The organism is Nocardia xishanensis NBRC 101358 (assembly GCF_001613365.1).
GTDB lineage: Bacteria > Actinomycetota > Actinomycetes > Mycobacteriales > Mycobacteriaceae > Nocardia > Nocardia xishanensis.
Genome location: NZ_BDCF01000058.1, coordinates 1 through 25,637, shown reverse-complemented (window position 1 = coordinate 25,637; position 25,637 = coordinate 1). Strand labels below are relative to the sequence as shown.

The window sequence follows — 25,637 nt, the reverse complement described above, 5'->3', positions numbered from 1 at the left end:
CGCGTCCAGGAAAGTTGATGCTGTAACCAGCAACCCGTGGTGGCGGGGGAGCGGGATTCCATCTGCGGCGACCATGTGCATCTAGATGTTGTGCTGCAGTGTGCTTGAGGGTTGGAATATGTTGTGGGGGAAAGAAATTAGAAGAAGCGGAAGAAGCTGGATATTAGCTTGCGCTGACATGGCGAGATGGGATTCCCCCGAAAAAGTGGACAAGGTTAGCTTGCTTCAGGGGCGGCCTTGATGGACTGCTCGTAGTCTATTGGCGAGCGCATTCCGATAGCCGAGTGGCGCCGCTGATGATTGTAGAATCGCATCCAATTGTCAACTGTGGCAGTTAGTTCGGGCTTCGTGGCGTAGGTGTGCCGGTAGTAGCATTCGTGTTCGAACGTCGACCACAGCGATCCCGCGCCGGCGTTGTCCCAGCAGATCCCTGTCGCGCCCATCGACCGGAGCAAGCCATGCCGCGCGCACGCTTCGGCGGTGGCCTGTGCGGTGTACTGGCCGCCGCGGTCGCTGTGCAGAATGGCGCCCCGGCAGCGGCCGCCACGTACGAACACTGCCCGGTCGACGGCGTGGATGACCAACTCGGCGCGCATGTGGTCGGCCACCGCCCAGCCCAGCGCCCGGCGGGAGTGCTCGTCGCGGATCGCACACAGGAACATCTCTCCCTCGCCGCAGGTCAGATAGGTGATATCCGATGACCACACCCGATCGGGACGGCCACGGTCGAAACGGCGACCGACCAGATCGGGCTGGCATGCCGCAGCCGGATCGCTGATCGTGGTGGTCTTGAACGTGCGTGGGCTTATGCCCTCGATACCGAGACCGGCCATGATCGCCGCAACGGTGTTCTTCGACACCCGCTCGCCCTCGGCATGCAGATCGGCGGTGATCCGGGGCGATCCATAGGTGCCGCCCGAGGCGCGGTGGTGGGCCAGGATTTTCACCTCCAGATCCCGTCGCCGCTGCACTTGCGCCGACACCTCCGTCGAGGCCCTCACTTGCAGGAAGCGGTAGTAGCCGGAGGTCGAGACGCCGAGCAGTTCGGCCATCCGGGTCACATCGAATCCGGGGCACTCCGCCGCCATGAACTCGAACCTGCTCACTTCGGATGCCGTGCCGCAAAGTACGCCGAAGCTCTTTCAAGAACGCGATGCCCTTGGCCTGTTCAGCGACCTTCGCCCGCGACCGGACCAGCTCCGCGCGCTCGTCAACAGAAAGAGGTTGCCCGCCACCATCATCGGGATCGCCGCGTCGGCCACCCGGTTGCCCCGCCGCGGCCATGCGACGCCGCTCTTCGCGCACCCACTTGTGCAGCAGGTTCTCATGCACGTCCAACTCGCGGGCGACCTCCCGCACCGGACGGCCCGAATCGATCACCCGATGCGCCGCCTCCACCCGGTACTCAGGCGAATACGATCGACGGGGACCAGGCATGGTGAACATCCCTTCCAGGGACCATCCGTCCCGCTATCTCGGATGTCCACTACTTCAGGGGAACCCCAGGAGTCGGATCCCCTCCAACTGCGCAATAGTCGGCATGGGCGCGCCGCTACCTGCGGACTGCCGACCCGAGATGTCCTCGGGCCGTTGATCTTCAGCCTCGGTGGCGTGGCCGGTTAGAACCGCGCGGGAAGCGGCAGGAGCGGACATCCGCCCGAGCGGTCAGACACCGGCGGTTCAGAAGCCTTTGCCCAGAATGGCGGCCGCTTGGAGGGCATGCTGCCGACACGCGTCGATGTCGTCCTCGAACATATTGGCGTAGAAGGTGATTCGCGCCGTGTCGGTGATGCCCGCGAAACGCAGCCAGTAGTCGAAGTAGCTGGCGTGGAAGTCGACGCCGAACTCGTCCGGGCTGTTGGGATGGTAGACGGCGGCTGTGTAGATCGAGGCGGCCTTCTTGCCGGTGAGCAGGCCGCGGTACCCGGCCTGTTGGTCGATGGCGAACAGCATGCCGTTCTGGGAGATCACGTCGATGAAATGCTTGAGGATATAGGGCAGTCCGTGATTCCACATGGGCACGCTGAACAGGTAGTGCTCGTAGCTGTCGAAGCGGCGGAAGGTGTCCAGCACCCGATTCCAGCTCTCGTTTTGAGCGTCGGTGAGGGCGGTGCCGTTGAGGGCGTTCATCTTCGCCTGCGCGGCGGCCGGTCCCATGTCCGGCAGGTCGGTCTCCCAGAGATTCCATTCGTCGATCACCGCCTCCGGATGGGCTTCCACGTAGGTGGAAAGGAAGCTGGCGGCCAAGGCGATCGACTCGGACTGTTCGCCGCGCGGCGAAGCCGAGATGTGAAGCAAACGTGTCATGACAATCCTCGAAGGTGTGGGTGGGGTTCAGCTGTAGATCTGCTCGTAGAGGTCGCGAATCTCGGCATCGGCCGGGACGCGTGGGTTGTTGGGGGTGAACCCCGATGCCAGCGCCTGTTCGGCCATGACCGGGATCAGTTCGTGCCACCGGTCTCTGTCGATTCCGTAGGCCGCGGGCCTGGGCACTCGCAGGTCTCGGCACAGCTCGGCCAGCGCCGAGACGAGATTGCCTGCTGCGGTGGCATTGTCGTCCAGGCCGGTGGCCACCCCGAGCGCGCGGGCGCAGTCGGCGTAGCGGGCCGCTGCCGCGCGGACCGAGGACGCCGTGACGTCCGGCAGCAACAGGGTGTTCGAAAGACCGTGTGCGACAGCAAAATGCGCGCCGATCGGCCTGCTCATTCCGTGTACGAGAGCGACACTCGAATTCGAGAACGCCATCCCCGCGGTGGTGGCGGCGAGCATCATCTGCTCGCGGGCCTCGAGATCGTCGCTATCGGCGTAGGCGCGGCGCAGCACGCGGCCGATGGTGCCGATGGCGACGAGAGCGAGGCTGTCGGAGAAGGGGTTCGCCTTCGTGCTGACGTATGCCTCGATGGCGTGGGTGAGCGCGTCCACGCCGGTGTCGGCCGTCAGGCGCGGCGGCATCGAGACCGTCAACTCGTAGTCGATCACCGCGGCGACCGGCAGGAACGCGGGTCCGATGCACAGCATCTTCTCGCCACCGGCGCTGTCGCTGATCAACGTGAACAGCGTTGCCTCCGGGCCGCTTCCAGCCGTCGTCGGGACCGCGATGACCGGGAGCGCGGGACCGGCATTGGCGCGCGGAGCTTTGTAGCCCGACATCGGCCCGCCCTGCCGGCCGAGCAGACCCAGCGCCTTGGCGGTGTCCATCGGACTGCCGCCACCGAATCCGATGACCGAATCGGAGCCGTGCTCGCGGATGGCGAGCAGGCCGGTGGCAAGCGAATCGGTGGTGGGATCGGCGACCGTCTCCGCGAACAGACTCGGTAACAGTCCAGCGGCCGTGAGGTCCTTGATCATTCGCTCCGCCGCTCCGGTGCCGACGACGAACGAATCGGTGACCACGAGCGGGCGGGTCAGCCCGAGACTTGCGATCACATCGCCGATCTCACGGACCGCGCCGCCGCCGATGCGCAGGATGCGCGGCAGTGCGAGGTGTGCGATCACTGTCGAATTCCTTCCTGCTGCGGTCGAGTCTCCTGCGACATGTCGCAGATCGCAATCGCCAAATCGGCACAGCGCTGTGCGCCTTCGCACAGCCCGTTTAACATTCGACGGTGATCGATGCGGATGCTCTCCGGTACTTCCTCGAGGTTGCCCGAACTCGCCGGCTCGTTGCCGCCGGGCAGCGGCTGGGTGTCAATCACACGACCGTGAGTCGCCGAATCGCCGCGCTCGAGCGCTCACTCGGAGTCCGGCTGTTCGATCGGGCACCCAGCGGATGGGTGCTCACCGACGCGGGACACCGCCTGCTGGCCCACGCCGAGGCGGTCGAGTCGACCCTGCTGGCCGCGATGGACAGCATCGCGACGGGCGGCCGGCTGTCGGGCACGGTCCGGATCGCCACTCCCGATGGTTTCGGCGCATTTCTCCTCGCACCGAATTTGGCCGAGTTGTGCGCAAAGCATCCCGACCTCGATATTCAAATCGTCACCGCGACAAGGCAGGACGTCGTCGCGACCCGGGAGTTCGATATCGCGGTCACCCTCGAGCCGCCGTCGCCGAGGTCCGTGGAAGTCAGCGAACTCGCGGACTACAAGTTGGGACTGTTCGCGACGCGCGGCTACCTTGCCGCGCATCCACGCATTACTCGCGTGCTCGACCTGCGCGACCATCGACTGATCGGCTATGTCGACGCGTTGCTCGACATTCCCGCCCTCCGGATCCTCGATGACATTCTTCCGGGGCTTCGGGTGAGCATTCAGACCAACAACATCACCGGCCAGTGGACCGCCGTCGCCGGTGGCCTCGGTGTCGCCGTTCTGCCCCGCTATCTCGGCGATTCCGATCCGCGGCTCGAGCGCGTTCTCGCCGAGGAGGTCACCGTCACACGGAAATATTGGCTGGTCGTGCCGCGGGACCTGCACCGGCTCGCCCGGGTACGGACCGCGGTCGCGATGCTCCGGACCCTCGTGGCGACCCAAGACGGCCTGATACCTCGCGACTCAGCCGCATCGCGGGTTACGTAGGAGCCATTACGAAGATGAACAACTCCCGCGTAGTTGTCTGCTTGTCACGCTTGGGCTCCCGCGTCATTTCGGTGACGACAGACTGATTTGTACTCACCAGTCCGGGGTTCGCCAAGCCTCTGGGATCACCTCCCGTTGCGAAACACAGTAGCCCGGAGTGCAGCGTTTTGGCCTGCCGGTGTGCGCCTCACCGACCAGCCCGTGCCTGGTCGAAGGATGCGGCGCCATCGACATCGACTACTCCCCAACGCGGATCTCTGGCATCCGCCAGGATCACCCGATCGGTATGCACGCATGCGCTCGCGGCGGCAGCCAGTTGCCGGATCGCGAGAATCGAGACTCCGGTGCCCGGTCGCCAGCTCTGGTCCCGGTCGTGTCGCTGCGGCTGTGCGGCGGATCCCGACCCGCTCGTGCGCACGCTGCGGTGGTGCGGTTTTCGACCTCGGTCGGACGCTCGTCGATCGAAACCAGATCCTTGATCACCCCGCGAGAACGCCGCCCGGCGTCAGCGCTCGGGCCAATCGCTCCAGAACGATGTCCCTGTCGGCGATGTGCAGCATGACGACTCGGGTGTGGACGAAATCGATGCGCGTTCAGGGATGTCGTTGGCGACGAGGTCGAGCTGGGCGACTTCGCCGCCGAGGCCAGGTAGGTCGGCGAGGTGGCGCGGGTCGGCATCGACCGCGAGCACTCGACCGCCGGGCAATGCGGCACTGCACAGCCATCGCGCAAAGGATCCACCGCCGACTCCGGCCTCCAGAAACCGCCATCCCGCCTTCACACCCAGCCCGAGAAGGTCGCACGCGGGACAGAATGCCGAGCGCCTGGAGTCGCGCTGCTGGGGGATCGGATTCATAGTGTCGCTGCTCATCGGGGAGCTCACCTTTCGCCGGGAACCCATTGCGGGAAGATCATGTCCGCATCGGGGCCTGGATCGGTACTCTCGCCTCCGTCGTTCTGGCGTCGATGGTGGTGCGGCTACGCAATCGGACCTACCGGCGCATTGCCGAAAAGGACACCCGGGACGACGACCACGACGGCATACCGGACGTTTACCAGCACCGCCCATAACACCGTGGCGGCGGGATCTTCATTTCGATGATGTCTGGTGCCGTCGCCGCGGCGACGCTGCAGCGCGAGAAATCTTTGGAATGTGCCACGAGCTGCCCGTTTGCCCGGCACAATTTCGATCAATGGCACCGCATCCGGTCGAAACGGCTCGGCTTCGAACCCCATGTCGCGAGCGCGCCGAGTCCCAGGCCGGTATACGCATCGGCGAAGTCGTGTCAGAGCGATTCCAAGTTGTCAGAGATCAACCACGCTTGACCGTGATGAACGGCGTTCACCTGGGCTTCCGAACGGGAGACCTGCGCCTCGACCAGAAGGAGATGACATGATCACCGACCGGGGTCGAATTACCCGCTCCGTTCTCATCGCCGGGACAGTGGTCGCGGGCATCGTGCTCACCGGCTGCGATGACAACGGCAACGACACCGCGCAGGAAACCATGACCATGACCACACTGCCCGTCACTACGACACAGCCGACTACCTCCCCGGCGACCTCGCCGACGGCGGGCGCCGAGATCAGCTCCGAAGCCAGTCAGCAGTTGTGCGACATGATCCAGACCGAACTCGACAACTGGCGCGGCCAAGGTTCGACGGTTGCCAAGACCAGCTTCAATGGAACCGTGCAGAACTGGGCGGCCCGCAACGAGCTGACCGACGACGTCGTCAAGGACAAGACCGTCGTCGACACAGTCACCACGCAGAGTTGCCCCGATGTCCGTCAGCAAGCACTGGAGGTGCTCGCGGTCCCGGACCTCGCCTCCGCCCTGGTGGGATTCGGCGGATAGGCGGCCTGACCACAGGCGCTGCGGTTTCGACCGACGCTTCGCTGAGCCGGGCGGGCTGTCGACCAGTTCGAGCATGCTGAACGCCTCAGGTTGGTTGCCCAGATAGCCACCGGTGGCGGTGTCGTACTGCTCGCTGAGAAGACCGACGTCCTGGCGAATACCCAGCAGGCTTCGAATAGCTCGTGCGCCCAAAGTGTGGCCGGTGCGTAACGCATCGGCCGGCCTCGAGGGAGTCTCTCGAGAAGCCTGCGGTGGTACTGCTGAGCGACTGAGCAACCCGACCGACCCAGAACGATCCCTCATCCCAAGCGCGCGAACGTTTCTTCGATTATCAGCGGTTCCCAGGAAAACCACCGGTCAGACCCGGTCCCATCCTTATAGCGCCCCGCCGAGGGCACAAACCTGCGACAGCGTTTCCGCAGGTCAACTGGGTTTCCGGATAGTCCCCAAAATGACCATATCGAGAAACCCCAGGTCAGATGCGGTCCTCCTGTGCGCCCTGTAGGGCACATCGAACATGGGAACTACACCGAGCAATGCGACCGTCCGCGCCAAACACCGCTGGTCCAGGACACGAACGTCGCCGACACACCGATTGCGCGGTAATGTTCGCCCCAAGGATGGCCAAAGCCGCGGCAGCAACGGCAACGTCGACATGCTCGCCGCGACGAAGGCGTCGGCCTCAGAGCACAGCGCCAGCACGATGGCCAGCACCGCCACCACCAGGATCGCGATCACCATCTGCCCGGCCAACTGTTCGTACCAGGCGGGCGGCACCAGCACGTGCAATGCGGCGGCGGCCGCAGCGCCGAGCACGAGAAACGCGCTGGCCTGCAACAATCGTGTCGGGCGGCTTCAGTGAAGACCTCCCAGCGCGTTCGACCCGTCACGCAATAATTGGGTCCGCGGCCGCGCGGTAGCGCCCACGCCGGACGCCCGATCTTCGACCAGATCAGACCCATCACCACTGCGGTGGCCAGGGAACCGGTGAACCGTGCCGCCACCATCCCGGGTTCGCCCAGGAAGGCGACCGCCGTCGCGATCAACACCACCGGGTGGATGGCGGGCGCCGAGAGCATGAAGGCCAGCGCGACCGAATCCGGCGCACCCTGGTCGGTCAGCCGACGTGCCACCGGCACGACACCGCACTCACACCCCGGCAGCGCCATCCCCGCCGGCACCGCGACGCCCACCGCCGCTGATTCATTGCGCGGCAGACTTTTTCGTAGCACAGCGGGCGAGACGAGGGCCGCGATGCCGCCGCTGACCAGTACCCCGAGCGCAAGGAATGGCACCACCTGGACGAAGACACCCGCGAAGAAGCCGCCGAATCGGCCCGTCGACCAACCCTGTGATAATGGACCGAATTCGATTCCCTTGTTATCAGGAGCTGGACGTACCAACTCGGTTCCGCACCGAAGTCCGTCTGCCATTACGCCGTTATCCCCAGCCACGTAACGTATTGGGGCAGTCTCGTATTCGAACCAGAACGCGCAGCTCAATACTATGGATGCCTTCGAGGCGGAGCACCCCGAAGGCATCCATCAGGGCATTGACCGCGCTAGATGGTGCCGTAGGAGGGCGCAGCGCGGTGCAGGCCGACGGGCAGCTCGATGCTCAGTCGCCGATCGAACGTCTGCGCCGACTGGGCTCTTGCGGTCATGGTTGTTGATGGATTGTGGCGCTGCGCTATTGAGTCAGCAGATCATTTTGCTGGCGCAGGAGCGGGTTGGTTGATGGTGGTGAAGTATTGGATTGCGGCACCGATTGCCACCGGCGCGGTGACCAGCAGTTGTCCCGCCACGGTGCCGATCGCGCCGACAGCGACTATGCCTCCGAGGCACCCGACCGCCGCGGCGGGGATGAAGGGGCCGAACATGCCGACAATGGTTGCTGAGGCGACCGTAGCTCCGACGATGCCGCCGAGCACGCAGCCGATTGCGGCGCCCCCGAGGCCGCCAACCAGGGTGCCGATGGTGGCGCCCATGCTGATGGTGCTGGTCATGCGGGACCAGGCGGCTTGTTCGCGGTCGTACTCGGTCTTCCAGGGCGCCTTGTCCTCGTAGGGCAACGCGACGGGCTTGTAGACGGCCTGGTCCATCGACAGGTTCGGAGTCAGTGTCGCTGTGCGACCGGAGATTTCGGCGGCCATAGGGAACTCGAAGTCGTCGATCGTGAACGTCAGCGGCGCACCGGCGACGGTGACGCCGTCGCGGGACTTCACCTTCAGGGCTCGGTCCTCGATCACCAATGAGCCGGCGTCGATTTCGATGATCGAGGACGTGTCGGTGGCGTGCGCGGTGAACGAGATGGGTTGGTCTTCGCCCGGGTCGGCGTGCGCGGTGCCGGTGGCGGCGGTCAGGGCGGCCAGCGCCAGTGCGGGCGCGGCAAAGGACCTCATCAGCATGGTGGTTCCTCATCGTGATCTCGGTCGTGCGAGGTGCACGACAGACAGATTATCGATAATGATTATCGTTATCTACAACTTTTGATGAAACCCATTGGGCAACAGCATCTTTGGATGGACAGCACCGATTGCGCTTGCCATGTTAATGAGAATGGTTATCATTATGTGCCGCTCGGTCGAGGCTTGGAGGGTTTGTGGGACATCTGCTGATGGTGGAGAGCTGGGTCGGCTCGATGAGCACGTTGCTTCCGGCCGGGATACGCGACGGTGGACATACGTTCAGCTTTCTCACCCGAGATCTGGGCCATTACCTGCGCGGCAAGCCGGGCCCTCATCCGCTGCTGGGCGCGGTCAACGTACTGACCGCCGAGACCAACGACGAGGTGGCGCTTGTGCCGTACGTGCGCGAGCTGCACGAGGTGCTGGCGTTCGAGGGGGTGTTGTCCTCGTGTGATTACTACTTGCCCACGGTCGCGGCGATCGCTGCGGAGCTCGGTCTGCCCGGGCCCGGCAGGGAGGCCGTCGCCGCGGCCTGCCAGAAGCACCGCACCCGCGCGCTTTGCCGGGCCGCCGGTGTGCCCGGCCCGGCGTTTGCCGTAGCCGAGGGATGGGAGGAGTTGGCCGACGCGGCAGCGGAACTCGGATACCCGCTGGTCGTCAAACCGGTGGACCTGTGCGGCGGCATGTACGTCCGCCGCGTCGACGACGAGGAGCAGCTGCGTGCGGCTGTCGCGCGTATCGCCGGTTTCCCGATGAACGTGCGCGGACAGGCACGGGCGCCGCAGATCCTGCTCGAAGAGTGTTTGCACGGACCGGAATTCAGTGTCGAGACGGTCACCGTGCGCGGCCACACCACCGTGGTCGGCGTGACCGACAAGCGCCTGACCGGAGCGCCTGCGTTCATCGAGGCCGGGCACATGTTCCCTGCAGCGCTGACCGCCGACGAGCGGGCGGCGGTCAGCGCGGTCGCCCGTGCCGCGATTGCGGCACTCGGCCTCGACGACACCGTCGCGCACACCGAGGTCAAACTCACCGGCGACGGCCCGCGGCTGATCGAGGTGAATCCCCGCCCCGCGGGCAATCGGATCACCGAGCTGGTACGCCGGGTGACCGGCATCGACCTCGCGGCCGTTCATGCCGAGGTTGCCGCGGGCGGCACCCCCGATCTGACCCCGCGCCCCACCGGGACGGGCAGCGCCGCCATCGCGTTCGCGGTCGCCGACCGCACGGGTGTGCTCACGGCGATATCGGGCGCCGAGCAGTGGGACGACGATCCGAGCATCGTCGAGCACACCCTGGCCGAGCCGGGCACCCAGGTCCGGATCGCGACCGACAACAACACCTACCTCGGCCATGTCATGGTGGTCGACGAGCAACCCGGCGCCGCAGGAGATCTGGCGTGCGATCGCATCGACAAGCTCATCGTGGATGTCGCGCAGGTGACGTCATGACCACCGCCGATCTCGCTCTGATACCGCGTCCCCGCTCGGTTGACGAACTCACCGTCTGGGCACGGGAGGCCCGCCTCGGCGCCGACCCGGCCCGTCTGGCGGTGGCCACTGCATTCCATACCCGTTACGGAACCCGGCACGCCGGACGTCGCGGTGGCTACCAGAACGAGGTGCTGAGCATTCGCGTCGGCGCGGCCGTCGGCTCCTGCGGGCTCGAGCCCGACGACGGTTCCGCCCGCGCCGACGTGCTCGACGACTGCGTCGGCGCCACGCTCGCGCACCTGCTCACCCATCGGCTGCGAGCGGTCCGGATCGCAGCCCTGGACGCATATCTGATGCATCTGCGGCCGCATCCCGCCGCGGGCGGTGTCGCCGCCGAGCCCGTCCGTGTGTCCGGGAGCAGCTCGCTCGAGAAGTCCCGGCAGCGTGCCGAAGCGGTGGTGGATCTGCTCCCGTCGGGCGCGCGGCGCGTGCTGGTCGTCGGCGTGGTCGGCTCCCTGCTCGCGGCACTGCGCGCCCGTGGCGTCGGCTACTTGCCGTGCGACCTGGTCGGCGGGCGAACCGAATGGGACGAGCCCGTTTACCGCAGCGTCGCCGACGCGCCACCCGATTACGACGCGTTGCTGGTCACCGGAATGACGTTGGGCAACGGGACATTCGACGCGCTGCTGGCCGAAGCGAACGCCAGGTCGATCCCCTTGGTGCTGTTCGCCCAGACCGGCAGTGCGGTACTGCCCTGGTTTCTCAGCCGAGGCGTTACGGCGGTATCGGCCGAACCGTATCCCTTCTTCTCCCTCGACGGCGGCCCCAGCACCCTGTTCCGCTACCGAGACGAGGGACCCTCGTGCACCTCATGACCAGCCCCGGCCCGCAGCCCGCGCTCCTCGGGTTGGTCGGCGGCACTCCCGTCGTGCCGATACCGGTCGGAGCAGGCAGCTACCTGGCCAAGTTGGAGGCCGCGAGTATCGCGGGCATGAAAGCGCGGGCGGCGGTGTCCATGCTCAGCGCCGCCCGCGCCCGCGGAGAACTCGCCCCGGGCGCGCCGGTGATCGAATCCACCAGTGGCACATTGGGACTCGGCCTAGCCCTGGCAGGAAAGGCGCTCGGCCATCCCATCGTGCTCGTAGTCGACGACGAACTCGAGCCGGAGATGCGCGCGCTGTTCACCGCCTTCGGCATCGGTCTCGAAGTGGTTCGCGACCCCCATCCGGAGGGTGGCTGGCAGCGCGCCCGACTCGATCGGCTGGCCGAATTACTCGACGCCACTCCCGGCGCATACTGGCCCGATCAGTACGACAATCCCGATAACGCCGCCGGTTACGCGGACATGGCCCGCGAACTGCTCGAGCAAGTCGGCCACGCCGATGTGCTCGTCGCGGGTATCGGCTCCGGCGGTCATTGCGGGGGCCTGACCCGGGTGCTGCGCGCACACTGGCCACAGCTGCGGGTGATCGGTGTCGACTCGGTCGGCTCGCGCATCTTCGGTCAGCCTGCGCGCCCGCGCCTGATGCGCGGCCTGGGCAGCAGCATCCTGCCGCGCAACGTCGCCTACGACGACTTCGACGAGGTGCACTGGGTGGGTCCGTCCGAAGCCGTCGCCTCCTGCCGGCGACTGGCCGCCGAGGTGGGTGTCGCCGGTGGTTGGAGCACCGGGGCGACCGCGCTGGTCGCCGCGTGGGTCACGCGCCGCGAGCCCGGTACACGCGTACTGACCGTCTTCCCGGACGGCCCACACCGCTATCTGCGCAGCATCTACGACGACGACTGGTGCCGACATAACGGCCTGCTGCGGCCGGCCGTCGCCGAACCGGCGGAACTTCCCACGCCCGACGCGGAAGAGGCACACGGGTGGGCGCGCTGCGCCGTGGTGCGCGACCCATTGAGCAAGGAGATCCGCGCGTGAGAATGACGTGGACGGCCACCACCCTGGAATTGGCCCGCCCCCTGCGAATCTCGCGCGCCACTATGTCGGCGCGTTCGGCGGTATGGGTCACGCTGGACGCCGGCGGGCACGCCGGACACGGCGAAGTCGTCGGCAGTCCCCGCCTCGGCCTGGACCTCGACGCCATCGACACCGCTCTGCACGGGCTGGCCGACCGGATAGCGGGCTGCGCCGATCCCGAGCAGGTCCGCGGCCTGCTGCCGCGCCTGCGCGCGGAGTTCGCGCTGCCTGTGGTCGCCGCACTCGACACCGCGGTGCACGATATCCTCGCCCGCCGCGCGGGAATGCCACTGTGCGCCTATCTCGGTCTGCCGCAGTGGGATTCGGTGCACACCGCTTACACGATCGGCTTGATGAGCCCCGCGGATGCAGAATCCACCGCCCACCGGCTGGCCGGTACCGGATTCACTGTGCTCAAGATCAAAGCGGGCGCGACGGAACCAGCCGAGGACATCGCCCGCGTCCGGGCGATTCGTTCGGCGGCGCCGACCGCGGAACTGCTGCTCGACCCGAACGGGGCCTGGGACGTCCGCACCGCCGTCGCGGTGCTCGACGCGCTCGCCGACCAGGAAATCGCCGCCGTCGAACAACCGGTGCCCGCAGGACATCCCGGTCAGCTCGCCGCGGTGGCCCAGCAGGTGCCGATGCCGGTGCTCGCCGACGAGGACGCGGGCTCTGTCGCCGATCTGGATCGGCTGCCCGACGGTATCGGCGGAATCAACATCAAACTCGCCGAATGCGGTGGACTCGATGCTGCGTTGACGATGCTCGACTGGGCGCGGGCCCGCGCCCTTCCGGTGCTGCTCGGCTGCCAGGCCTCCAGCTCGCTCGGCATCGCCCCCGCCGCCCAGCTGGTCGGGGTCGCGCGCTGGGTGGATCTGGACGGACATTTGTTGCTGGCGGACGACCCGTGGACGGGTTTGGGCGGTGCGGACGGCACACTGCGGCGACCGGACGGGCCTGGACTCGGGGTGCGGCGCGTGCGAGCGGCCGCATGACCGGGCTCGGTGGGTTTGGCACTTTTCCGCTTTCGGTGCGGCTACTGCTGGTGAACCAGCTCATCGGCAATATCGGGTTCTTCATGCTGGTGCCGTTCCTGGCCGAGTACCTGCGCACCGATCTGGCGCTGTCGGCGGCGGTGGTCGGTGTGGTGCTCGGCGTGCGCAATCTCAGCCAGCAGGGTCTGTTCCTGGTCGGCGGGTCGGCCTCTGATCGGCTCGGCGCGCGCGGGGTGATCGTCGTCGGCGCGGGCATCCGCGCGGCAGGGTTCGCGCTGTTCGCCATCGGTGGTTCGCTACCGGTGGTGTTGCTCGCGTCGGTGCTCACCGGATTCGCGGGCGCGCTGTTCAACCCCGCGGTGCGCGCCTACATCGCGCGCGACAGCGGCGACCGGGCGGCCGAGGCGTTCGCCCTGTTCAACGTCTTCGGCAACACCGGCTCCGCATTGGGTCCGGTCGTGGGGACTCTGCTGGTCGGTGTCGGATTCCAATCGAGCGCGGTAGTCGCGGCCGGTGTCTTCGCCGGATTGACTGTCGCCCAGCTGATCCTGCTGCCCGCCCGGCCCACGCCGCCGCGGAACACCGCGCTGCGCGCGGATTTCGCGCGGGTGTTCGCCGATCGCCGGTTCTGGGCTTTCGCACTGGCGCTCATGGGCATGTTCGCCCTGCACAGCCAGATCTATTTCCTGTTCACCTTGCAGATGCAGGACCTGGCCGGCCCGTCCGTGGGCACGGCCGCGGTGGCGGCGCTGTTCGCCGTGGAGACGATAGCGGTGGTAGCGCTGCAGGTTCCGATCACCCGGACGCTGTCCCGCCGAACCGATCGGGGTACGGCGATGGCGCTGGGCATGGCCGTGCTGGGCGCGGCGTTCCTCGGCCCGCCCGCCGCGGGGACGGTCCTGTCGCCCGAGGGCCATGACCTGGTCGCCGTCGCGGTGCGCGTCGCGCCGGTCGTGGTTGCCGCTGTGGTGCTCGCGCTCGGTGTGATGGCGGTGCAGCCTTTCGTGAACGAGGCGATTCCCCGCTTCAGCGGACCGCACCTGACCGGCACCTACTTCGGCGCGTTCTATCTGGCCTCCGGCGTGTTCACCGTCGCAGCCACCTCACTGGTCGGCACGGCCGTCGACCACGCAGGCGGACCGCTGACCTGGCCACCCGCACTGCTGTGCGCGGGCGTCGGATTCCTCTCCGCCGTCGCCGTGCTGCTACTGCGCCGACGCGGCGTGCTGCCTCCAGTGACCACGTCGTCACCCCGACCGCTCACCGCGACGGCAAGTCGCACGGCGAAAGGCGATTCCACTCGATGACCGCTCACGACCCAGGCCCGGTCCTGCTCAGCGAGAACCTGTTGACCGACAATCCCGCACTCTACGAGCGCACTTTCCCCGACAACGGCGAGCGCAACGCCCAATTCGTCGCCGACCTCGTGGCTCGCTTCGGCACCGCCACGGTCACAGATCTGCTCGACGTCGGCTCCGGCACCGGCCGCGACGCGGCTCGCCTCACCGAACTCGGCTACCGGGTGCGGGGAGTCGACATCTCGCCGCGCATGGTCGACTACGCCCGGACACGTTATCCAGCAGTCGATTTCAGTGTCGCCGACGCCCGCGCTCTTCGGGTCGGCGTGCCGGTGGACGTGCTCACCTGCTTGGGCAGCACGCTGCTGCACCTGCACGACACCGCCGACTTGGTCGCGGCGCTCGGGCGTTTCGCGACGTGCCTGCGCACCGGTGGTCTGCTGATCCTCGAGATGCGCAACGGCGCCTTCCTGCTCACCGATCGCGGACGGCGTGAACTGCTCGACGAGGAACTGGTCCGGCAGGTCGACTGGGAAGGGGTGGCCTACACCTCACGGACCGCGCTCACCGTGGACCTGCCCTCGCAATTGCTGCGCAGACAGCGAGTCTGGACGTGGCCGGGCTGTCTCGAGCAAGTCGTTCAGCACACCGCCTGGCGATTGCTGTTCCCACAAGAGCTGCGCCACTTGCTGACCGGTGCGGGCTTCGAGGTACTCGCGCTATTCGATGCGCCCGGCCCGCTGACCACGCCGCGTTGGCCTGCCGACGGTGTGCTCTCCGAGCGGCTCGACGGCGACCGGCTGCACGTGATCGCCCGCCGCATCGACAGGCAGGCGCCGTGATCGCCCCACCGCGGGTCGGTGTCGGCAGCGCGTTCGGCAGCTGCGGCGAGCTGCTGCAAGGCGTGACCGCCGAACACGACCGCGACTTCCTGGTGACCCTGCCCATCGCACGCGGCGCGGTCGCGGTGTTCGAGCCCGACCCCCATCGCCACGTGGTCACCGTGGTGCCCGCGCACAAGACCAAGTCCGGGACCTTGGCCCGCGCGCTGCTCGCGCGCTCGACGGTCCTGCGTGGCGGCGTACTCACCCTGCTCGGCGACCTGCCGGAGGGCAAGGGCCTGGCCAGTTCCACCGCCGACCTGGTCGCCACCGCCCGCGCCGTGGCCGACGCCGAGGGCCGCGAGATCGGCGCCGCCGAGATCGAGGCCGAACTGCGGGGCATCGAACCCTCCGACGGAGTGATGTATCCAGGCGCGGTCGCCTACTACCACCGGGATGTCCGGCTGCTGGCGATGCTCGGCGCGCTGCCGCCGCTGACCATCGTCACCGGCGACGAGGGCGGCCGCGTCGACACCGTGGCCTTCAACCGGCACCGACCGGCGTTCAGCGGCGCCGCCAAACTCGAATACAGCGAGTTGCTCGCCGAACTCACCGTCGCGGTCGCGCGCCGCGACGTGACCGCGATCGGCGCGGTAGCCACCCGCAGCGCGGAACTCAGCACCGTGCTGCGCCCGCGGCCGCATCTCGACGCGACCATCAGCGCGGCCAGAGATCTGGGCGCGGCGGGGGTTGTCGTCGCGCACAGCGGCACCACGACCGGCATTCTGCTGGACGAGGGCGATCCGGACCTTCCAGCGAAGATCGCTGGGGCACAACACGTCTGCGCCCACTTCGCCAGCACGATCATCATCGACCACACCTGGCGACCCGCCCCACCGGACTGGACCGCGCCGCCACGGCACACCGCGGAGGCCGTGAACTCATGATCACGGTGGAAGACGTGGGCTTCTCCTATGGCGGTCAGATCGTGCTCGACGGAGTCGGACTCATCGCCGAACCCGGCGCCACCGTCGGCCTGATCGGCCCCAACGGTTCGGGCAAATCCACGCTGCTACGTCTGCTCTACCGCGCGCTGCGGCCGCGGTCGGGTGTGGTCGCCATCGACGACACTCCGGTGCAGGCGCTTCGCGGCCGCGCGCTGGCCGCGCGACTGGCCGTCGTCGCCCAGGAGCCGCCCGCCGAGACGCCGATCACCGTCGCCGAGACCGTGCTGCTCGGCCGCGCCCCGTGGGCCGGTGCGCTACACGGATACTCCCGGGCCGACCGCATCACCGCCGCCGCCGCGCTCGGTCGCGTCGGCGCGCGTCACCTGGCCGACCGCCCCTACACAGCCCTCTCCGGCGGCGAGCGCCAACGGGTGCTCATCGCCCGAGCGCTGACGCAGCAGGCCGACCACCTGCTGCTCGACGAACCGACCAACCATCTCGACATCGGCTACCAACACGAATTGCTCGGTCTCATACGTGATCTGACCACCACAACCACCCTGGTAGTGCTGCACGATCTGAACCTGGCCGCCCGCTACTGCGACCGCCTGGTGCTGCTGAACCACGGCCTGGTAGCCGCCGCCGGACCGGTCGAGGACGTGCTCACTCCCGACATCCTCGAACCCGTCTACGGGGTCTCCGTCCACATGTCGGCCGCCTTCGGCGCGACTCAGCTGCTGTTCGGCCCCCGCAGAGAAGTGTCGGCCGCCGAGGTACTCGACTCCAGAAAGGCGGCCGTCCGATGACCGCGACTCTGCCCCGCACCGAGGACGCCGACGATCTCGATCACGCCCGCCACCGCGTGACAACCGTGCTGTGGCTCGGCGGGCTCGCCGCCGCGCTGGCCGTGGTGCTGATCGTGGCCACCGGGCTGGGCCCGGTGTGGGTGCCGCCCGGCACCGTCGCGCGCATCATCGGCCACCACACCTTCGGGGTGCCCGCGGTGGCGGACTGGACGCCGGCGCAGGATTCCATCGTCTGGCTGGTGCGCGTACCGCGCGTGCTGCTCGGCGCTATGGTCGGCGCGGCGCTCGCCGTCGCGGGCGCGGTGCTGCAGACCTTGGTCCGCAACGTGCTCGCCGACCCGCATATCCTCGGGGTCACCTCCGGCGCCTCGACCGGTGCGGCGGTGTCCCTGTTGTTCGGAGTGACTGCGGCCACCACTGCGGGCGCGCTGGCGGCCAGTGCGTTCGCCGGTGCGCTGGCCGCGACGGTCCTGCTGTTCGCGATCGCCAGGATCAACGGGCAGATGACCTCACTGCGGCTGCTGCTGGGCGGGGTCACCATCGGCTACCTGTTCTCCGCGGCCACCAGCTTCCTGATCTTCGCCTCCGACAACCAAGAAGGCGCCCGAACGGTGTTGTTCTGGCTGCTCGGTTCGCTCGGATCTGCGGCCTGGTCGTCGGTGGCCACCACGGCGCTGGTCACAGCGGCCGCGGTCGCTGCGTTGCTGCTGCTGGCGGCGCGGTTGGACGTGCTCGCCGCGGGCGACGACACCGCCCGCGCGCTGGGCATGTCACCGGTCCGGCTCCGGATGCTCGCGCTGGGCGTCGTCGCGCTCGCCATCGGCGCGGTCGTCGCGGTCGCGGGAGCGATCGGCTTCGTCGGCCTGATCGTGCCGCACGTCGCACGTCTGTGCGGAGGCGGAACGCACCGTCGGCTGATCCCGCTGTCCGCGGTGCTGGGCGCACTGTTCCTCGTCATCGCCGACGTCGCGGCCCGCGTCGTCTTCGCGCCCCGCGAACTGCCGCTGGGGATCGTCACCGCCGTCGTCGGTGCGCCGCTGCTGCTGGTACTGATCCGCCGATTCCGGCACTCACCCACCTGAAATCCACCCCTTAGGAGAGGAACACCGATCATCGTGTCCATAGGTTTCACCCGACCCGCCCGGCTCGCGCCGTTACCCGTCGCGCTGCTCGCCGCAGTGCTGCTCACCGGCTGCGGCAGCCCTGCACCCGCCACCGTCAAAGCGGCGGAAGGGTTTCCGATGACGATCTCCAGCTGCGGCCGCGACGTCACCTTTACCGCCGCGCCCAAGCGCGTGGTCACCGTCGGCTCCGTCGCGGGTCCACTAATCGCAGCTGCGGGCGCCGCCGACCGCATCGTCACCCGCACCTTCGAAACCGCGCCGTTTCCCGGCCAATACCGCGACGCCCTGAAGAACACCGAAATCACCGCCCCCACCGGCGAACTCGCACGCGAGGAGATCATCAACCGCACCCCCGACCTGGTTGTCAGCTTCGAAGGCGCCGCGGTCACCCCCGACGACCTGGCGCGAGTTGACATTCCGCTGCTGGTCAGCCGCGGCTATTGCCGCGACGCCGCAGGAAGCTACGACGACATCTTCGCCGACATCGAACTCTACGGCCGGTTGTTCGGCACGTCCGCCGCCGCGAACACCGAGGTCACCACCTTGAAGCAGCGAGTCGCGGCCGTGGCCGACCGCCACCGCGCCGACCGGACAGCCCGTCCAGCCGCAGCGCTGATCATCTCCCGCGACGGCGCCAAACTGAGCGCCTACGGCAGCACCAGCACCGTCGCCACTCAGATGCGGATCCTCGGCCTGGACAACGTGTTCGACGACGTCGCCAAACGTAACTTCGACGCGAGCACCGAAACACTCATCCAGCGCGACCCCGAAGTGATCATCCTGCTCACCCAAGGCACCCAAACCCCCGAATCCGCCCGCACAGCCCTGCGTGAGCGACCCGAACTCGCCGGGCTGCACGCGATCCGCGAAAACCGCGTCATCGCCGTCCCTTTCGGCTACACCGGGCCCGGGCCAGTCGCCGTCGAGGGACTCGAAGTGCTCGACCGCGAACTCGGAGCACAGCGTTGAGCGCGCCCGCGTCCACCGGCTACCAGGTCCGCGTGGCCGGTCCCGAAGATGTCCCCGGCGCCCGCAGCGTCATGCTCGACACCTTCTATGACGTGTTCGGCATCGGCTATCTGCCCGAACACCACCACGACGTGATCGACCCCGAAACCGTGTATCTCCGCCACCCACTCAACCGGCTCTGGATCGCCGAACACGACGGTCACATCGTCGCCACCACCGCGATCCGCGCCCAGGGGCCCCGCCACCCACCCCACCCCGCGTGGCTGGCCGAACAGTTCCCCGACCCGAACACCGCACAACTGTTCCGGGTCTACGTCCGACCCGAACACCACCGACGCGGCCTGGCCACACGATTGGTCAGGACGGCGGTCGAATACGTAAGTACCACCCCGGAATTCGACCGGCTGTACCTGCACACCGATGCCAGAACCCCCGGCGCCCTGGACTTCTGGCTCACCTTCGGCCACATCATCCACGACGCCCGCCAACCGCAATTCGGATTCCAAACCGTACATCTGGAGATCCCCCTAACAAGCCACTAGCCAGTAGCCACTTGGCGATTTCACGGCGAATCGGCCTGGAGTCGAGCTCGCTGGCGATGCAGTCTCAGCAGCAAATGGTGTGCCACTCGGACCCGACATCGTCAGCGACAGGCACCCCGAGCCAAGCGACAGCGAGCGGTTTGTGCCGATTTCGATCAGGCAACGTGGCTACAGCACGGTGACGGTTTGGTAGGAGCCGACGCTCTCGTACAGCAACGACACCGACGGCCAACGCCGGCAGTCCTCGGAAAGCTCGTCGATGGAGTGGCGTTGCTGCGCGCGGAAGATGCTGTGCTGCAAGGGATGCGGCTGTGTCCTTCGGGCGCCTTGTAGCGGGTCGAGGAAACAAAGGCGTACCTCGTCGCGGTCGAGCTGTATCCCGATCTCTTCGTGGGTTTCGCGGATGACCGCGTCCACGACATCTTCCCCGTCTTCGAGTTTGCCGCTCGGTAGATTCCTCTGACCGTCTGCGTAGCCGGTGTTGTGTGGCGTAGCGACCGCCGCCGTCTCCCGCCGCCTGGCCTCGGACGGCCGCGCCGTGGCCGTGGTCGACCTGGATGAGCCGGCCGGTAAGCCGGTGACGGCCGGCGCGAGTGCCTCAATAGTCGAGGGCGTGTTCTGGTTGGCAGACATCCATGGGGGAGGGCAGGTAGCGGGCGATGGTGTCCAGGAGCGTGGCGATGTCATCGCTGGTGGGCGTTGCACAGCATAGGACGGGTACGACGTCACCGATGCGGGTGAGGTAGCGGATGCGGTGATTCAACTGGTCGAGCGGGATGTCGCGCGGGGCTGGGGAGGCGTTCGGATCCGAGGGGGCTTGTTCCATGACCGTTTTCACGAGGTTGACGTACCACCGCTGGGCGAGTTCCCACTGACTGCCGTAGAGTTCGGCGGCCAGCGGTTCGAGTGCCCACAGCGGGAGCAGGTCGAGGACGCCTTCGAACGTGGGGTGGGCGCCGAGGGGGATCTGCAGCGTCAGTGGGACCGCGCCGCGGGTGTCGGCGATCGTGCGGACGCAGCGGTCGAAATCCGCTGCGGGGTGGTCGAGTCCGTTGATCAGGCACAGGCGGGCGACCTGGTAGTCGTCGGCGACCCGGAACATCGTCTCGAGGTGTGGGGTGGGGTTTGCGGTGGCGTTCATGACCGCGATCACGCCGTCGGCTACGCGGATGGACCGCTCGAGATCCGCGATGGGCGCATGGCTGGTCAGCGCGGTGATGCGGATCGCGTGCTCGACGCGGCCCGTCGTCCAATCGACCGTGGTCCGGGTGCCGGAGCCGGGCTGTCCGGAGCGGCGGCGGATGAGGTGGGCCACTCGGGTGGTCTCGTCGGGGTCGCCGATGATGGTGACGTTGCGGATTGTCTGTGGATCAATGGCTTTGGTGCCCATCGCGCTGTGGTACTCCAGATCGACTCGAGGTGTCGGGACGTCCTCGATCCAGACTGACCGTACCTCCGCCCGCGGATCGCTGGAGCGGAATTCGGCCCCAAAGTAGAACGTGTTCCTATACCGTCGGGCTGTGCAGAAAGAACAACGGCCCGCCGTGGCAGACTGGTTCACTGCGGACGACGGCGTGGTGCGTCTGAAGGGAAGTCGCTGCAAGGATTGCGCCACACCGTATTTCCCGCGGAACACGCTGGCCTGCCGGAATCCGCAGTGTTCCGGTCCGAGGGATGGCTCCGAGCTCGTCGAGCATCTGTTTTCCAGACGTGGGCGGATCTGGTCGTATGCCGACGCCCGGTACAAACCTCCGGCGCCCTATGTCTCGCCCGATCCGTTCGAGCCGTATGTCGTTGCGGCAGTGGAGCTCGAGGCCGAGCAGATGGTGATTCTCGGGCAGGTCGTGCGCGGCCTCACGGTGGACGACCTGGCTGTCGGCATGCCTGTCGAATTGACTCTCGGCATGTTGTACGCCGACGCGGAAGCCGAGTACACGGTGTGGATGTGGAGGCCGGTCAATGACTGACACGAATGATCGCGACGTCGCCGTCCTCGGTGCCGGCATGCACCAGTGGGGCAAGTGGGGACGCAATTTCGTCGAATACGGGCTGGTCGCAGCCCGCGCGGCGCTGGCCGATGCCGGGGTGAACCACCTCGACGTCGGCTATATCGCCGGCGCGGACACCATCCGCAACGGATACCCCGGTTTCGTCTCGGGCGCGACTTTCGCTCAGGCGCTGGGTTGGTCGGGTGCGCGGATCTCGAGCAGCTATGCCGCCTGCGCCTCCGGTGCGCAGGCCATCGCCAACGCACGCGCCCAGATCCTGGCGGGGTTGTGCGACGTGGCGCTGGTGGTGGGCGCGGATGCCGCCCCCAAGGGCTTCTTCCAGCCGGTCGGCGGTGAACGCCGCGATGACCCGGACTGGTTGCGTTTCCACCTGCTCGGCGCCACCAATCCCATCTATTTCGCGCTGTATGCCCGCCGCCGGATCGCGCTGCACGGTGCCACGCTCGACGATTTCGCCGCAGTCAAGGTCAAGAACGCCAGGCACGGCCTGAACAACCCGTACGCCCGCTATCGCAAGGAGGTTTCGGTCGAGGAAGTCGCCGCCTCGGCGATCGTCTCGGACCCGTTGCGGCTGCTCGACATCTGCGCGACCAGCGACGGCGGGGCAGCACTGGTGCTGACGTCGATGGAGTACGCGCGTCGGCACGGCGTCGCCGACCCGGTCCGCATCCGGGCGCTGTCGACGGTCACACCAACGTTCCCGAAAACCGTTCTCGACCTCCCGGATTTCGCGACGGACTCCGCTGTGGCCGTCGAGGCACCGCCCCGTCCGTTCCGTTCCGAACTCGCGCACGCCGCATACGAGGAGGCCGGGCTCGGTCCCGCCGACCTGTCGCTCGCGGAGGTCTACGACCTGTCCACCGCGCTGGAGCTGGACTGGTACGAGGACATCGGGCTCTGCGAGACGGGCGGTGCGGAGGAACTGTTGCGCAGCGGCGCAACAACATTGGGCGGACGCGTGCCGGTGAACCCCTCCGGCGGCCTGGCCTGTTTCGGTGAGGCGATTCCCGCACAGGCCATCGCCCAGATCTGCGAGCTCACGTGGCAGCTGCGCGGCCAAGCCCACGGCCGCCAGGTGGACAACGCCCGCGCGGGTATCGCGGTGAACCAGGGCCTCTTCGGCCACGGCTCGGCCATCATCGCCACACGCTGACATCGCGGGTCTTTCCGAGTCACTCTCCGAAACCCGGGCCATGCCCGGGTTTCGTGGTCCAGGTCGATCGAGGCTGCTGCGGTTGATGCGTCCGTGATAGTCCCGGCGGGCATGGTGGTCCGCAGGCGTTTTGGACGAAGTTCAGCGATTCGGTGGCGCTGCGGGGCAGGAATCGTCGTGCGCCAGGAACGCATGAAGGAACGGATACTCAACGTACTTGTCGCCACGGCGGGTGTGGCGCCACACGGTGATCGCCGGGCACGGCACTCACGTCGACTATTCGGTGATCCCGGCCGCGACATTCACCCACCCGGAGATCGCGAGCGTCGGTCTCACCGAAGACGCCGCCCGCGCTGCCGGTCATGAGGTGATCACCGCCAAGTTCCCGTTCGCGGCACTCGGCCCGGGCCAAGACCTTCGGCGAGACGAGGGATTCGTCACATCGCGGCGCTGTGGCGGCTGCCGGTGGTGTTCCTGGTGATAGACAACCAGACAGGTATGGGCACCACGGTCGAGAAGTCCTCGGCCGAACCGGATCTGTGGAAGCGCGCCGCCGCCTACCGCATGCGTGGTGAGGGGGTGGACGGAACCGATGTGCTGGCCGTGCGTGACCTTGCGGGTGAGCTCATCGAAGGCGCCCGTCAGGAAGGCAAACCAGCACTGCCGGCGCTGGTTTGACACCGAAGCTGGTCCCGAACCCGTGACGGTTCAGCCCGGCACTCTGCCACGGCTCGGTCCCACCCGGAATGTGGGCGAAACGCCGGACAGAACTTGTTGAACACCAACGAGTTGTGTGCCGCCATCCGGCGGGACGCGGGGGCTACTTGCGGGAGACGAACCGCGCCACTACGTCACCAGCGGCGACATGCAGATGAAGGTGCCGGTTGTGTTGTTCGCTGCCGAGCGTGGTCAGAACCTGACAGCCGCCGTGCTCATCGACAACGCGCTGCGCGACATCCTGGACGACCGACAGCAGATGAGCCCCGAGCGCCGGATCCAGCTCCAGCAACGACCGGACATGACGTTTTGGTACCACGATCACATGCTCGGTTCCGAAACCCTTGAATCGGCGGCCGGAAGGCCAGCACGTGATCTGTCTCGACCACGACATCGACATCGGCTACACGGGGAATGACCTCATCGCAATACCAATCCGGTTCCGCCATAGCAGCAACCCTACGGGCGCGCCAACTCGCACCTGCACAACCTGACTCGATCACAACACCGACACGCCGCCCGGTTTTGGGCACAAATTGTTCTCTGGATTAGCCGGTCATTTGTCGCCGGGCGCTGGCCACTCGTCAGGCGATTGGCCGGTCGCATGAAGATGGTGCGTCGGCCGACCTGCACGGCGTGGTCGGCGAACCTCGTGATATAGACGGTCCATCATGTCGTCGTCGCCGTCGAGCTGGGCGGCGACGTCGGGATCACCAGAGTCCAGCACCCCGGCGGCGGTGGTGGCCATGGCGATCGCGGCCGCACCCATGCGGGCAACGATCGGCTGGACCGATTCCGGGACCGCATCCGCGGGGTGGCGGCGGCGCCCGATGTTGGCGATGTGTTCGGACAACGCGCCCATTCGAGCGAGGTCGCCGGAGAGCTGGATGCGGTGACTACCCGCCGCAGTTCGCAGGCGACCGGGGCCTGCAACGCCAGCAGTGTCACGGCAGCGTGTTCGCAGTCATCGCGCATGGTGTCGAGTTCTCGGCAGATGTCGATGGCCTGCTCGGCCAATTCCACGTCCGCGCGCAGCAACGCGTTCGTGGCGGTCGCCACGGCGGCGCGGTCGCGCAGACACACGACCCGCAGTTGGGCGGCAAGCTGGTCGAGGTTTTCGTGGAAGCGAGTCCGCATCCCTTCAACCTGCGCCTCTCTCAGCGAGCACCGCATGCGCCGGATGCAGGCTGTTGTGTCAGGTCTTATTCCGGTCAATAGATGACGGGCCCGATATCGGTGGCCACCTAGTCGGATGACTTGGGTGGCTATATCGGTGATCTATGGCGTCGCCGATCGGCGAATTTCGACGGCGGCCGAGGGCGACTGGATGTCGTATCGGCGAACTCTAGCGTCACGATCCTGCTTGACATCCGCGGCACGCAATGGCGGACCGCGCACAGCGGCAATAGCGCACGGTTGCCGAGTACCGCTACCGAAGGTCCTTCTGTCCGGCATCCACGAACCTGACATTGAGATCGTCCAGTTCTTTGAGGAGCGCATGGACCGCGGTCAGCAGCTTGTCCTCGGCTCGTTCCCATCCTGCCTCGTCCGGCGCTCCTGTGGCGGGATAGCGGGGCCACAGCGTGGTGAACGGCGACAGGCGCTCGCTGGTGAAGCGGCTCAAGGGCTCGATGAACCCCCTGCGACACCTCGCACGTCATCGCTTCCGACCATCATGACGAGGTTCTGCTGAGCAAGGAACTTCACTGTTGTCTGGCCGAAGGTGACGATCGCGTCGTGAACCGCGCCCCTGCTGTAGTGCGCGCTCAGCTGACTGGCGATGTTCCCGAGCTGAGCTGCCAGCTCGAACAACGCCGTTGAGTAGTCGGTGTAGATCTTCTGACGATCGGTTCGAAGTGCTTGGACCACCGCCAGCCGATCGCTCCGGTTCGACTGGTTGATGCTGACATACACTGCGGAACCGGCCGAGACTTAGCTCGAGACGATGGCCGCGACGAGGGCTGTGATGAGCGCGTATTGTCCGCTCCGGCTGGCAACCTCCATCTCGCACCGCTGAAGTTCATGACTAGCTGTCATCGGCACGAGCGCGCGTTCAGCGGACACACTCAATCGCCGAGACA

General features: G+C 67.1%; 30 protein-coding genes and 3 pseudogenes. 19 read left to right on the top strand and 14 right to left on the bottom strand.

Annotated features, from left to right (window positions below; genetic code table 11):
* Positions 1-215 precede the first annotated feature (215 nt).
* The 5 genes and pseudogenes from NX1_RS30405 to NX1_RS37060 form a co-directional block, all read right to left on the bottom strand.
* Complete coding sequence (locus NX1_RS30405; RefSeq protein WP_157120220.1) at positions 216-1,106, bottom strand: IS3 family transposase; 891 nt, start codon at positions 1,104-1,106, stop codon at positions 216-218.
* Between the two features lie 178 nt (positions 1,107-1,284).
* Positions 1,285-1,437 (bottom strand): annotated as a pseudogene (locus NX1_RS38770) (transposase); the annotation flags it as partial.
* 243 nt (positions 1,438-1,680) lie between these two features.
* The gene (locus tag NX1_RS30395) at positions 1,681-2,307 is read right to left on the bottom strand and encodes an FMN-dependent NADH-azoreductase (RefSeq protein ID WP_068066994.1); all 627 of its coding nucleotides are present in this window, start codon (positions 2,305-2,307) and stop codon (positions 1,681-1,683) included.
* 27 nt (positions 2,308-2,334) lie between these two features.
* A complete protein-coding gene (locus NX1_RS30390; RefSeq protein WP_068066990.1) occupies positions 2,335-3,495 on the bottom strand; it encodes an iron-containing alcohol dehydrogenase in 1,161 nt (386 codons plus the stop codon).
* A complete protein-coding gene (locus tag NX1_RS37060; protein ID WP_169812309.1) occupies positions 3,492-3,695 on the bottom strand; it encodes a hypothetical protein in 204 nt (67 codons plus the stop codon). Before NX1_RS37060 ends, NX1_RS30390 begins: the two co-directional genes overlap by 4 nt.
* Between NX1_RS37060 and NX1_RS30385 the strand changes: the two genes are divergently transcribed.
* Positions 3,606-4,517, top strand: a complete 912-nt coding sequence (locus NX1_RS30385) for a LysR family transcriptional regulator (protein WP_068066988.1) — start codon at positions 3,606-3,608, stop codon at positions 4,515-4,517. The genes NX1_RS37060 and NX1_RS30385 overlap by 90 nt on opposite strands.
* Before the next feature lie 479 nt (positions 4,518-4,996).
* On the opposite strand, the gene NX1_RS38765 is transcribed toward NX1_RS30385, so the two are convergent.
* The gene (locus tag NX1_RS38765) at positions 4,997-5,077 is read right to left on the bottom strand and encodes a class I SAM-dependent methyltransferase (protein WP_157120235.1); all 81 of its coding nucleotides are present in this window, start codon (positions 5,075-5,077) and stop codon (positions 4,997-4,999) included.
* A gap of 583 nt (positions 5,078-5,660) precedes the next feature.
* Here NX1_RS38765 and NX1_RS38835 point away from each other — a divergent pair.
* Positions 5,661-5,843, top strand: a pseudogene (locus NX1_RS38835) (hypothetical protein); the annotation flags it as partial.
* Between the two features lie 67 nt (positions 5,844-5,910).
* Positions 5,911-6,372, top strand: coding sequence for a hypothetical protein (locus NX1_RS30375; protein WP_068066983.1), 462 nt, complete (start codon positions 5,911-5,913; stop codon positions 6,370-6,372).
* 627 nt (positions 6,373-6,999) lie between these two features.
* On the opposite strand, the pseudogene NX1_RS30370 reads toward NX1_RS30375, so the two are convergent.
* Both NX1_RS30370 and NX1_RS30365 read right to left on the bottom strand, forming a co-directional pair.
* Positions 7,000-7,805, bottom strand: a pseudogene (locus tag NX1_RS30370) (permease); the annotation flags it as partial.
* A 272-nt stretch (positions 7,806-8,077) separates the two neighbouring features.
* On the bottom strand, positions 8,078-8,779 hold the full coding sequence (locus NX1_RS30365) for a DUF8020 domain-containing protein (protein ID WP_068066980.1): 702 nt from the start codon (positions 8,777-8,779) through the stop codon (positions 8,078-8,080).
* Between the two features lie 194 nt (positions 8,780-8,973).
* Between NX1_RS30365 and NX1_RS30360 the strand changes: the two genes are divergently transcribed.
* From NX1_RS30360 to NX1_RS30310, 11 genes are read left to right on the top strand one after another with little or no spacing between them, the layout of a single operon-like run.
* Positions 8,974-10,230 carry an ATP-grasp domain-containing protein gene (locus NX1_RS30360; RefSeq protein WP_068066977.1) on the top strand — a complete coding sequence of 419 codons (1,257 nt, stop codon included), beginning with the start codon at positions 8,974-8,976 and terminating at the stop codon, positions 10,228-10,230.
* A complete protein-coding gene (locus tag NX1_RS30355) occupies positions 10,227-11,087 on the top strand; it encodes a Rossmann-like domain-containing protein (RefSeq protein ID WP_068066973.1) in 861 nt (286 codons plus the stop codon). Before NX1_RS30360 ends, NX1_RS30355 begins: the two co-directional genes overlap by 4 nt.
* Positions 11,084-12,133 (top strand): PLP-dependent cysteine synthase family protein, encoded by a 1,050-nt coding sequence (locus NX1_RS30350; protein WP_068066971.1) that lies wholly within the window; start codon positions 11,084-11,086, stop codon positions 12,131-12,133. Before NX1_RS30355 ends, NX1_RS30350 begins: the two co-directional genes overlap by 4 nt.
* Positions 12,134-12,135: 2 nt before the next feature.
* Positions 12,136-13,170 carry a mandelate racemase/muconate lactonizing enzyme family protein gene (locus NX1_RS30345; protein ID WP_068066970.1) on the top strand — a complete coding sequence of 345 codons (1,035 nt, stop codon included), beginning with the start codon at positions 12,136-12,138 and terminating at the stop codon, positions 13,168-13,170.
* Positions 13,167-14,477 (top strand): MFS transporter, encoded by a 1,311-nt coding sequence (locus tag NX1_RS30340; RefSeq protein WP_068066968.1) that lies wholly within the window; start codon positions 13,167-13,169, stop codon positions 14,475-14,477. The genes NX1_RS30345 and NX1_RS30340 overlap by 4 nt, the downstream gene beginning before the upstream one ends.
* Positions 14,474-15,310, top strand: coding sequence for a class I SAM-dependent methyltransferase (locus NX1_RS30335; RefSeq protein ID WP_068066965.1), 837 nt, complete (start codon positions 14,474-14,476; stop codon positions 15,308-15,310). The genes NX1_RS30340 and NX1_RS30335 overlap by 4 nt, the downstream gene beginning before the upstream one ends.
* Positions 15,307-16,236, top strand: coding sequence for a GHMP family kinase ATP-binding protein (locus NX1_RS30330; RefSeq protein WP_068066963.1), 930 nt, complete (start codon positions 15,307-15,309; stop codon positions 16,234-16,236). Before NX1_RS30335 ends, NX1_RS30330 begins: the two co-directional genes overlap by 4 nt.
* Positions 16,233-17,042, top strand: a complete 810-nt coding sequence (locus tag NX1_RS30325) for an ABC transporter ATP-binding protein (protein ID WP_068066961.1) — start codon at positions 16,233-16,235, stop codon at positions 17,040-17,042. Before NX1_RS30330 ends, NX1_RS30325 begins: the two co-directional genes overlap by 4 nt.
* The gene (locus tag NX1_RS30320) at positions 17,039-18,124 is read left to right on the top strand and encodes a FecCD family ABC transporter permease (protein ID WP_068066957.1); all 1,086 of its coding nucleotides are present in this window, start codon (positions 17,039-17,041) and stop codon (positions 18,122-18,124) included. The genes NX1_RS30325 and NX1_RS30320 overlap by 4 nt, the downstream gene beginning before the upstream one ends.
* 33 nt (positions 18,125-18,157) lie before the next feature.
* Positions 18,158-19,135 carry an ABC transporter substrate-binding protein gene (locus tag NX1_RS30315; RefSeq protein ID WP_068066956.1) on the top strand — a complete coding sequence of 326 codons (978 nt, stop codon included), beginning with the start codon at positions 18,158-18,160 and terminating at the stop codon, positions 19,133-19,135.
* Positions 19,132-19,677, top strand: a complete 546-nt coding sequence (locus NX1_RS30310) for a GNAT family N-acetyltransferase (RefSeq protein WP_068066950.1) — start codon at positions 19,132-19,134, stop codon at positions 19,675-19,677. Before NX1_RS30315 ends, NX1_RS30310 begins: the two co-directional genes overlap by 4 nt.
* Positions 19,678-19,845: 168 nt before the next feature.
* Here the strand turns inward: NX1_RS30310 and NX1_RS38495 are convergent, their stop codons facing one another.
* Both NX1_RS38495 and NX1_RS30300 read right to left on the bottom strand, forming a co-directional pair.
* Positions 19,846-20,310, bottom strand: coding sequence for an NUDIX domain-containing protein (locus NX1_RS38495; RefSeq protein WP_281217446.1), 465 nt, complete (start codon positions 20,308-20,310; stop codon positions 19,846-19,848).
* Positions 20,276-21,067, bottom strand: coding sequence for a GTP-binding protein (locus NX1_RS30300; protein WP_068066945.1), 792 nt, complete (start codon positions 21,065-21,067; stop codon positions 20,276-20,278). The genes NX1_RS38495 and NX1_RS30300 overlap by 35 nt, the downstream gene beginning before the upstream one ends.
* Positions 21,068-21,197: 130 nt before the next feature.
* Here NX1_RS30300 and NX1_RS30295 point away from each other — a divergent pair, with 130 nt between their 5' ends.
* The 4 genes from NX1_RS30295 (at position 21,198) to NX1_RS30280 (ending at position 23,517) form a co-directional block, all read left to right on the top strand.
* Positions 21,198-21,644: a Zn-ribbon domain-containing OB-fold protein gene (locus NX1_RS30295; protein WP_245668733.1), complete on the top strand. Its 447-nt coding sequence runs from the start codon at positions 21,198-21,200 to the stop codon at positions 21,642-21,644.
* Positions 21,637-22,839 (top strand): lipid-transfer protein, encoded by a 1,203-nt coding sequence (locus NX1_RS30290; RefSeq protein WP_068066940.1) that lies wholly within the window; start codon positions 21,637-21,639, stop codon positions 22,837-22,839. The genes NX1_RS30295 and NX1_RS30290 overlap by 8 nt, the downstream gene beginning before the upstream one ends.
* Positions 22,840-23,056: 217 nt before the next feature.
* Positions 23,057-23,320, top strand: a complete 264-nt coding sequence (locus NX1_RS38225) for an oxidoreductase dimerization domain-containing protein (protein WP_084501862.1) — start codon at positions 23,057-23,059, stop codon at positions 23,318-23,320.
* Between the two features lie 17 nt (positions 23,321-23,337).
* Complete coding sequence (locus NX1_RS30280) at positions 23,338-23,517, top strand: thiamine pyrophosphate-dependent enzyme (RefSeq protein ID WP_068066929.1); 180 nt, start codon at positions 23,338-23,340, stop codon at positions 23,515-23,517.
* 142 nt (positions 23,518-23,659) lie between these two features.
* Here NX1_RS30280 and NX1_RS30275 read toward each other — a convergent pair whose 3' ends face one another.
* Both NX1_RS30275 and NX1_RS38760 read right to left on the bottom strand, forming a co-directional pair.
* Positions 23,660-23,956 carry an HIT family protein gene (locus NX1_RS30275; protein WP_218024204.1) on the bottom strand — a complete coding sequence of 99 codons (297 nt, stop codon included), beginning with the start codon at positions 23,954-23,956 and terminating at the stop codon, positions 23,660-23,662.
* Between the two features lie 269 nt (positions 23,957-24,225).
* Positions 24,226-24,579, bottom strand: a complete 354-nt coding sequence (locus tag NX1_RS38760; protein WP_373864932.1) for a phosphate signaling complex PhoU family protein — start codon at positions 24,577-24,579, stop codon at positions 24,226-24,228.
* Here NX1_RS38760 and NX1_RS37235 point away from each other — a divergent pair.
* Complete coding sequence (locus NX1_RS37235) at positions 24,511-24,774, top strand: hypothetical protein (protein ID WP_174555544.1); 264 nt, start codon at positions 24,511-24,513, stop codon at positions 24,772-24,774. The genes NX1_RS38760 and NX1_RS37235 overlap by 69 nt on opposite strands.
* Before the next feature lie 211 nt (positions 24,775-24,985).
* Here NX1_RS37235 and NX1_RS30265 read toward each other — a convergent pair whose 3' ends face one another.
* Positions 24,986-25,180, bottom strand: coding sequence for a hypothetical protein (locus NX1_RS30265; RefSeq protein ID WP_068066927.1), 195 nt, complete (start codon positions 25,178-25,180; stop codon positions 24,986-24,988).
* Positions 25,177-25,470 (bottom strand): hypothetical protein, encoded by a 294-nt coding sequence (locus tag NX1_RS30260; RefSeq protein ID WP_068066922.1) that lies wholly within the window; start codon positions 25,468-25,470, stop codon positions 25,177-25,179. The genes NX1_RS30265 and NX1_RS30260 overlap by 4 nt, the downstream gene beginning before the upstream one ends.
* Positions 25,471-25,637: the final 167 nt, after the last annotated feature.

What these genes read in the sequence shown, in the direction of transcription:
- NX1_RS30395 (WP_068066994.1), bottom strand. Translation starts at nt 2,307, where the DNA reads ATGACACGTTTGCTTCACATCTCGGCTTCGCCGCGCGGCGAACAGTCC.
- NX1_RS38765 (WP_157120235.1), bottom strand. Translation starts at nt 5,077, where the DNA reads ATGCTGCACATCGCCGACAGGGACATCGTTCTGGAGCGATTGGCCCGA.
- NX1_RS30375 (WP_068066983.1), top strand. Translation starts at nt 5,911, where the DNA reads ATGATCACCGACCGGGGTCGAATTACCCGCTCCGTTCTCATCGCCGGG.
- NX1_RS30365 (WP_068066980.1), bottom strand. Translation starts at nt 8,779, where the DNA reads ATGCTGATGAGGTCCTTTGCCGCGCCCGCACTGGCGCTGGCCGCCCTG.
- NX1_RS30355 (WP_068066973.1), top strand. Translation starts at nt 10,227, where the DNA reads ATGACCACCGCCGATCTCGCTCTGATACCGCGTCCCCGCTCGGTTGAC.
- NX1_RS30350 (WP_068066971.1), top strand. Translation starts at nt 11,084, where the DNA reads ATGACCAGCCCCGGCCCGCAGCCCGCGCTCCTCGGGTTGGTCGGCGGC.
- NX1_RS30345 (WP_068066970.1), top strand. Translation starts at nt 12,136, where the DNA reads ATGACGTGGACGGCCACCACCCTGGAATTGGCCCGCCCCCTGCGAATC.
- NX1_RS30340 (WP_068066968.1), top strand. Translation starts at nt 13,167, where the DNA reads ATGACCGGGCTCGGTGGGTTTGGCACTTTTCCGCTTTCGGTGCGGCTA.
- NX1_RS30335 (WP_068066965.1), top strand. Translation starts at nt 14,474, where the DNA reads ATGACCGCTCACGACCCAGGCCCGGTCCTGCTCAGCGAGAACCTGTTG.
- NX1_RS30325 (WP_068066961.1), top strand. Translation starts at nt 16,233, where the DNA reads ATGATCACGGTGGAAGACGTGGGCTTCTCCTATGGCGGTCAGATCGTG.
- NX1_RS30320 (WP_068066957.1), top strand. Translation starts at nt 17,039, where the DNA reads ATGACCGCGACTCTGCCCCGCACCGAGGACGCCGACGATCTCGATCAC.
- NX1_RS38495 (WP_281217446.1), bottom strand. Translation starts at nt 20,310, where the DNA reads ATGTCTGCCAACCAGAACACGCCCTCGACTATTGAGGCACTCGCGCCG.
- NX1_RS30300 (WP_068066945.1), bottom strand. Translation starts at nt 21,067, where the DNA reads ATGGGCACCAAAGCCATTGATCCACAGACAATCCGCAACGTCACCATC.
- NX1_RS30290 (WP_068066940.1), top strand. Translation starts at nt 21,637, where the DNA reads ATGACTGACACGAATGATCGCGACGTCGCCGTCCTCGGTGCCGGCATG.
- NX1_RS30280 (WP_068066929.1), top strand. Translation starts at nt 23,338, where the DNA reads ATGGGCACCACGGTCGAGAAGTCCTCGGCCGAACCGGATCTGTGGAAG.
- NX1_RS30275 (WP_218024204.1), bottom strand. Translation starts at nt 23,956, where the DNA reads ATGTCGATGTCGTGGTCGAGACAGATCACGTGCTGGCCTTCCGGCCGC.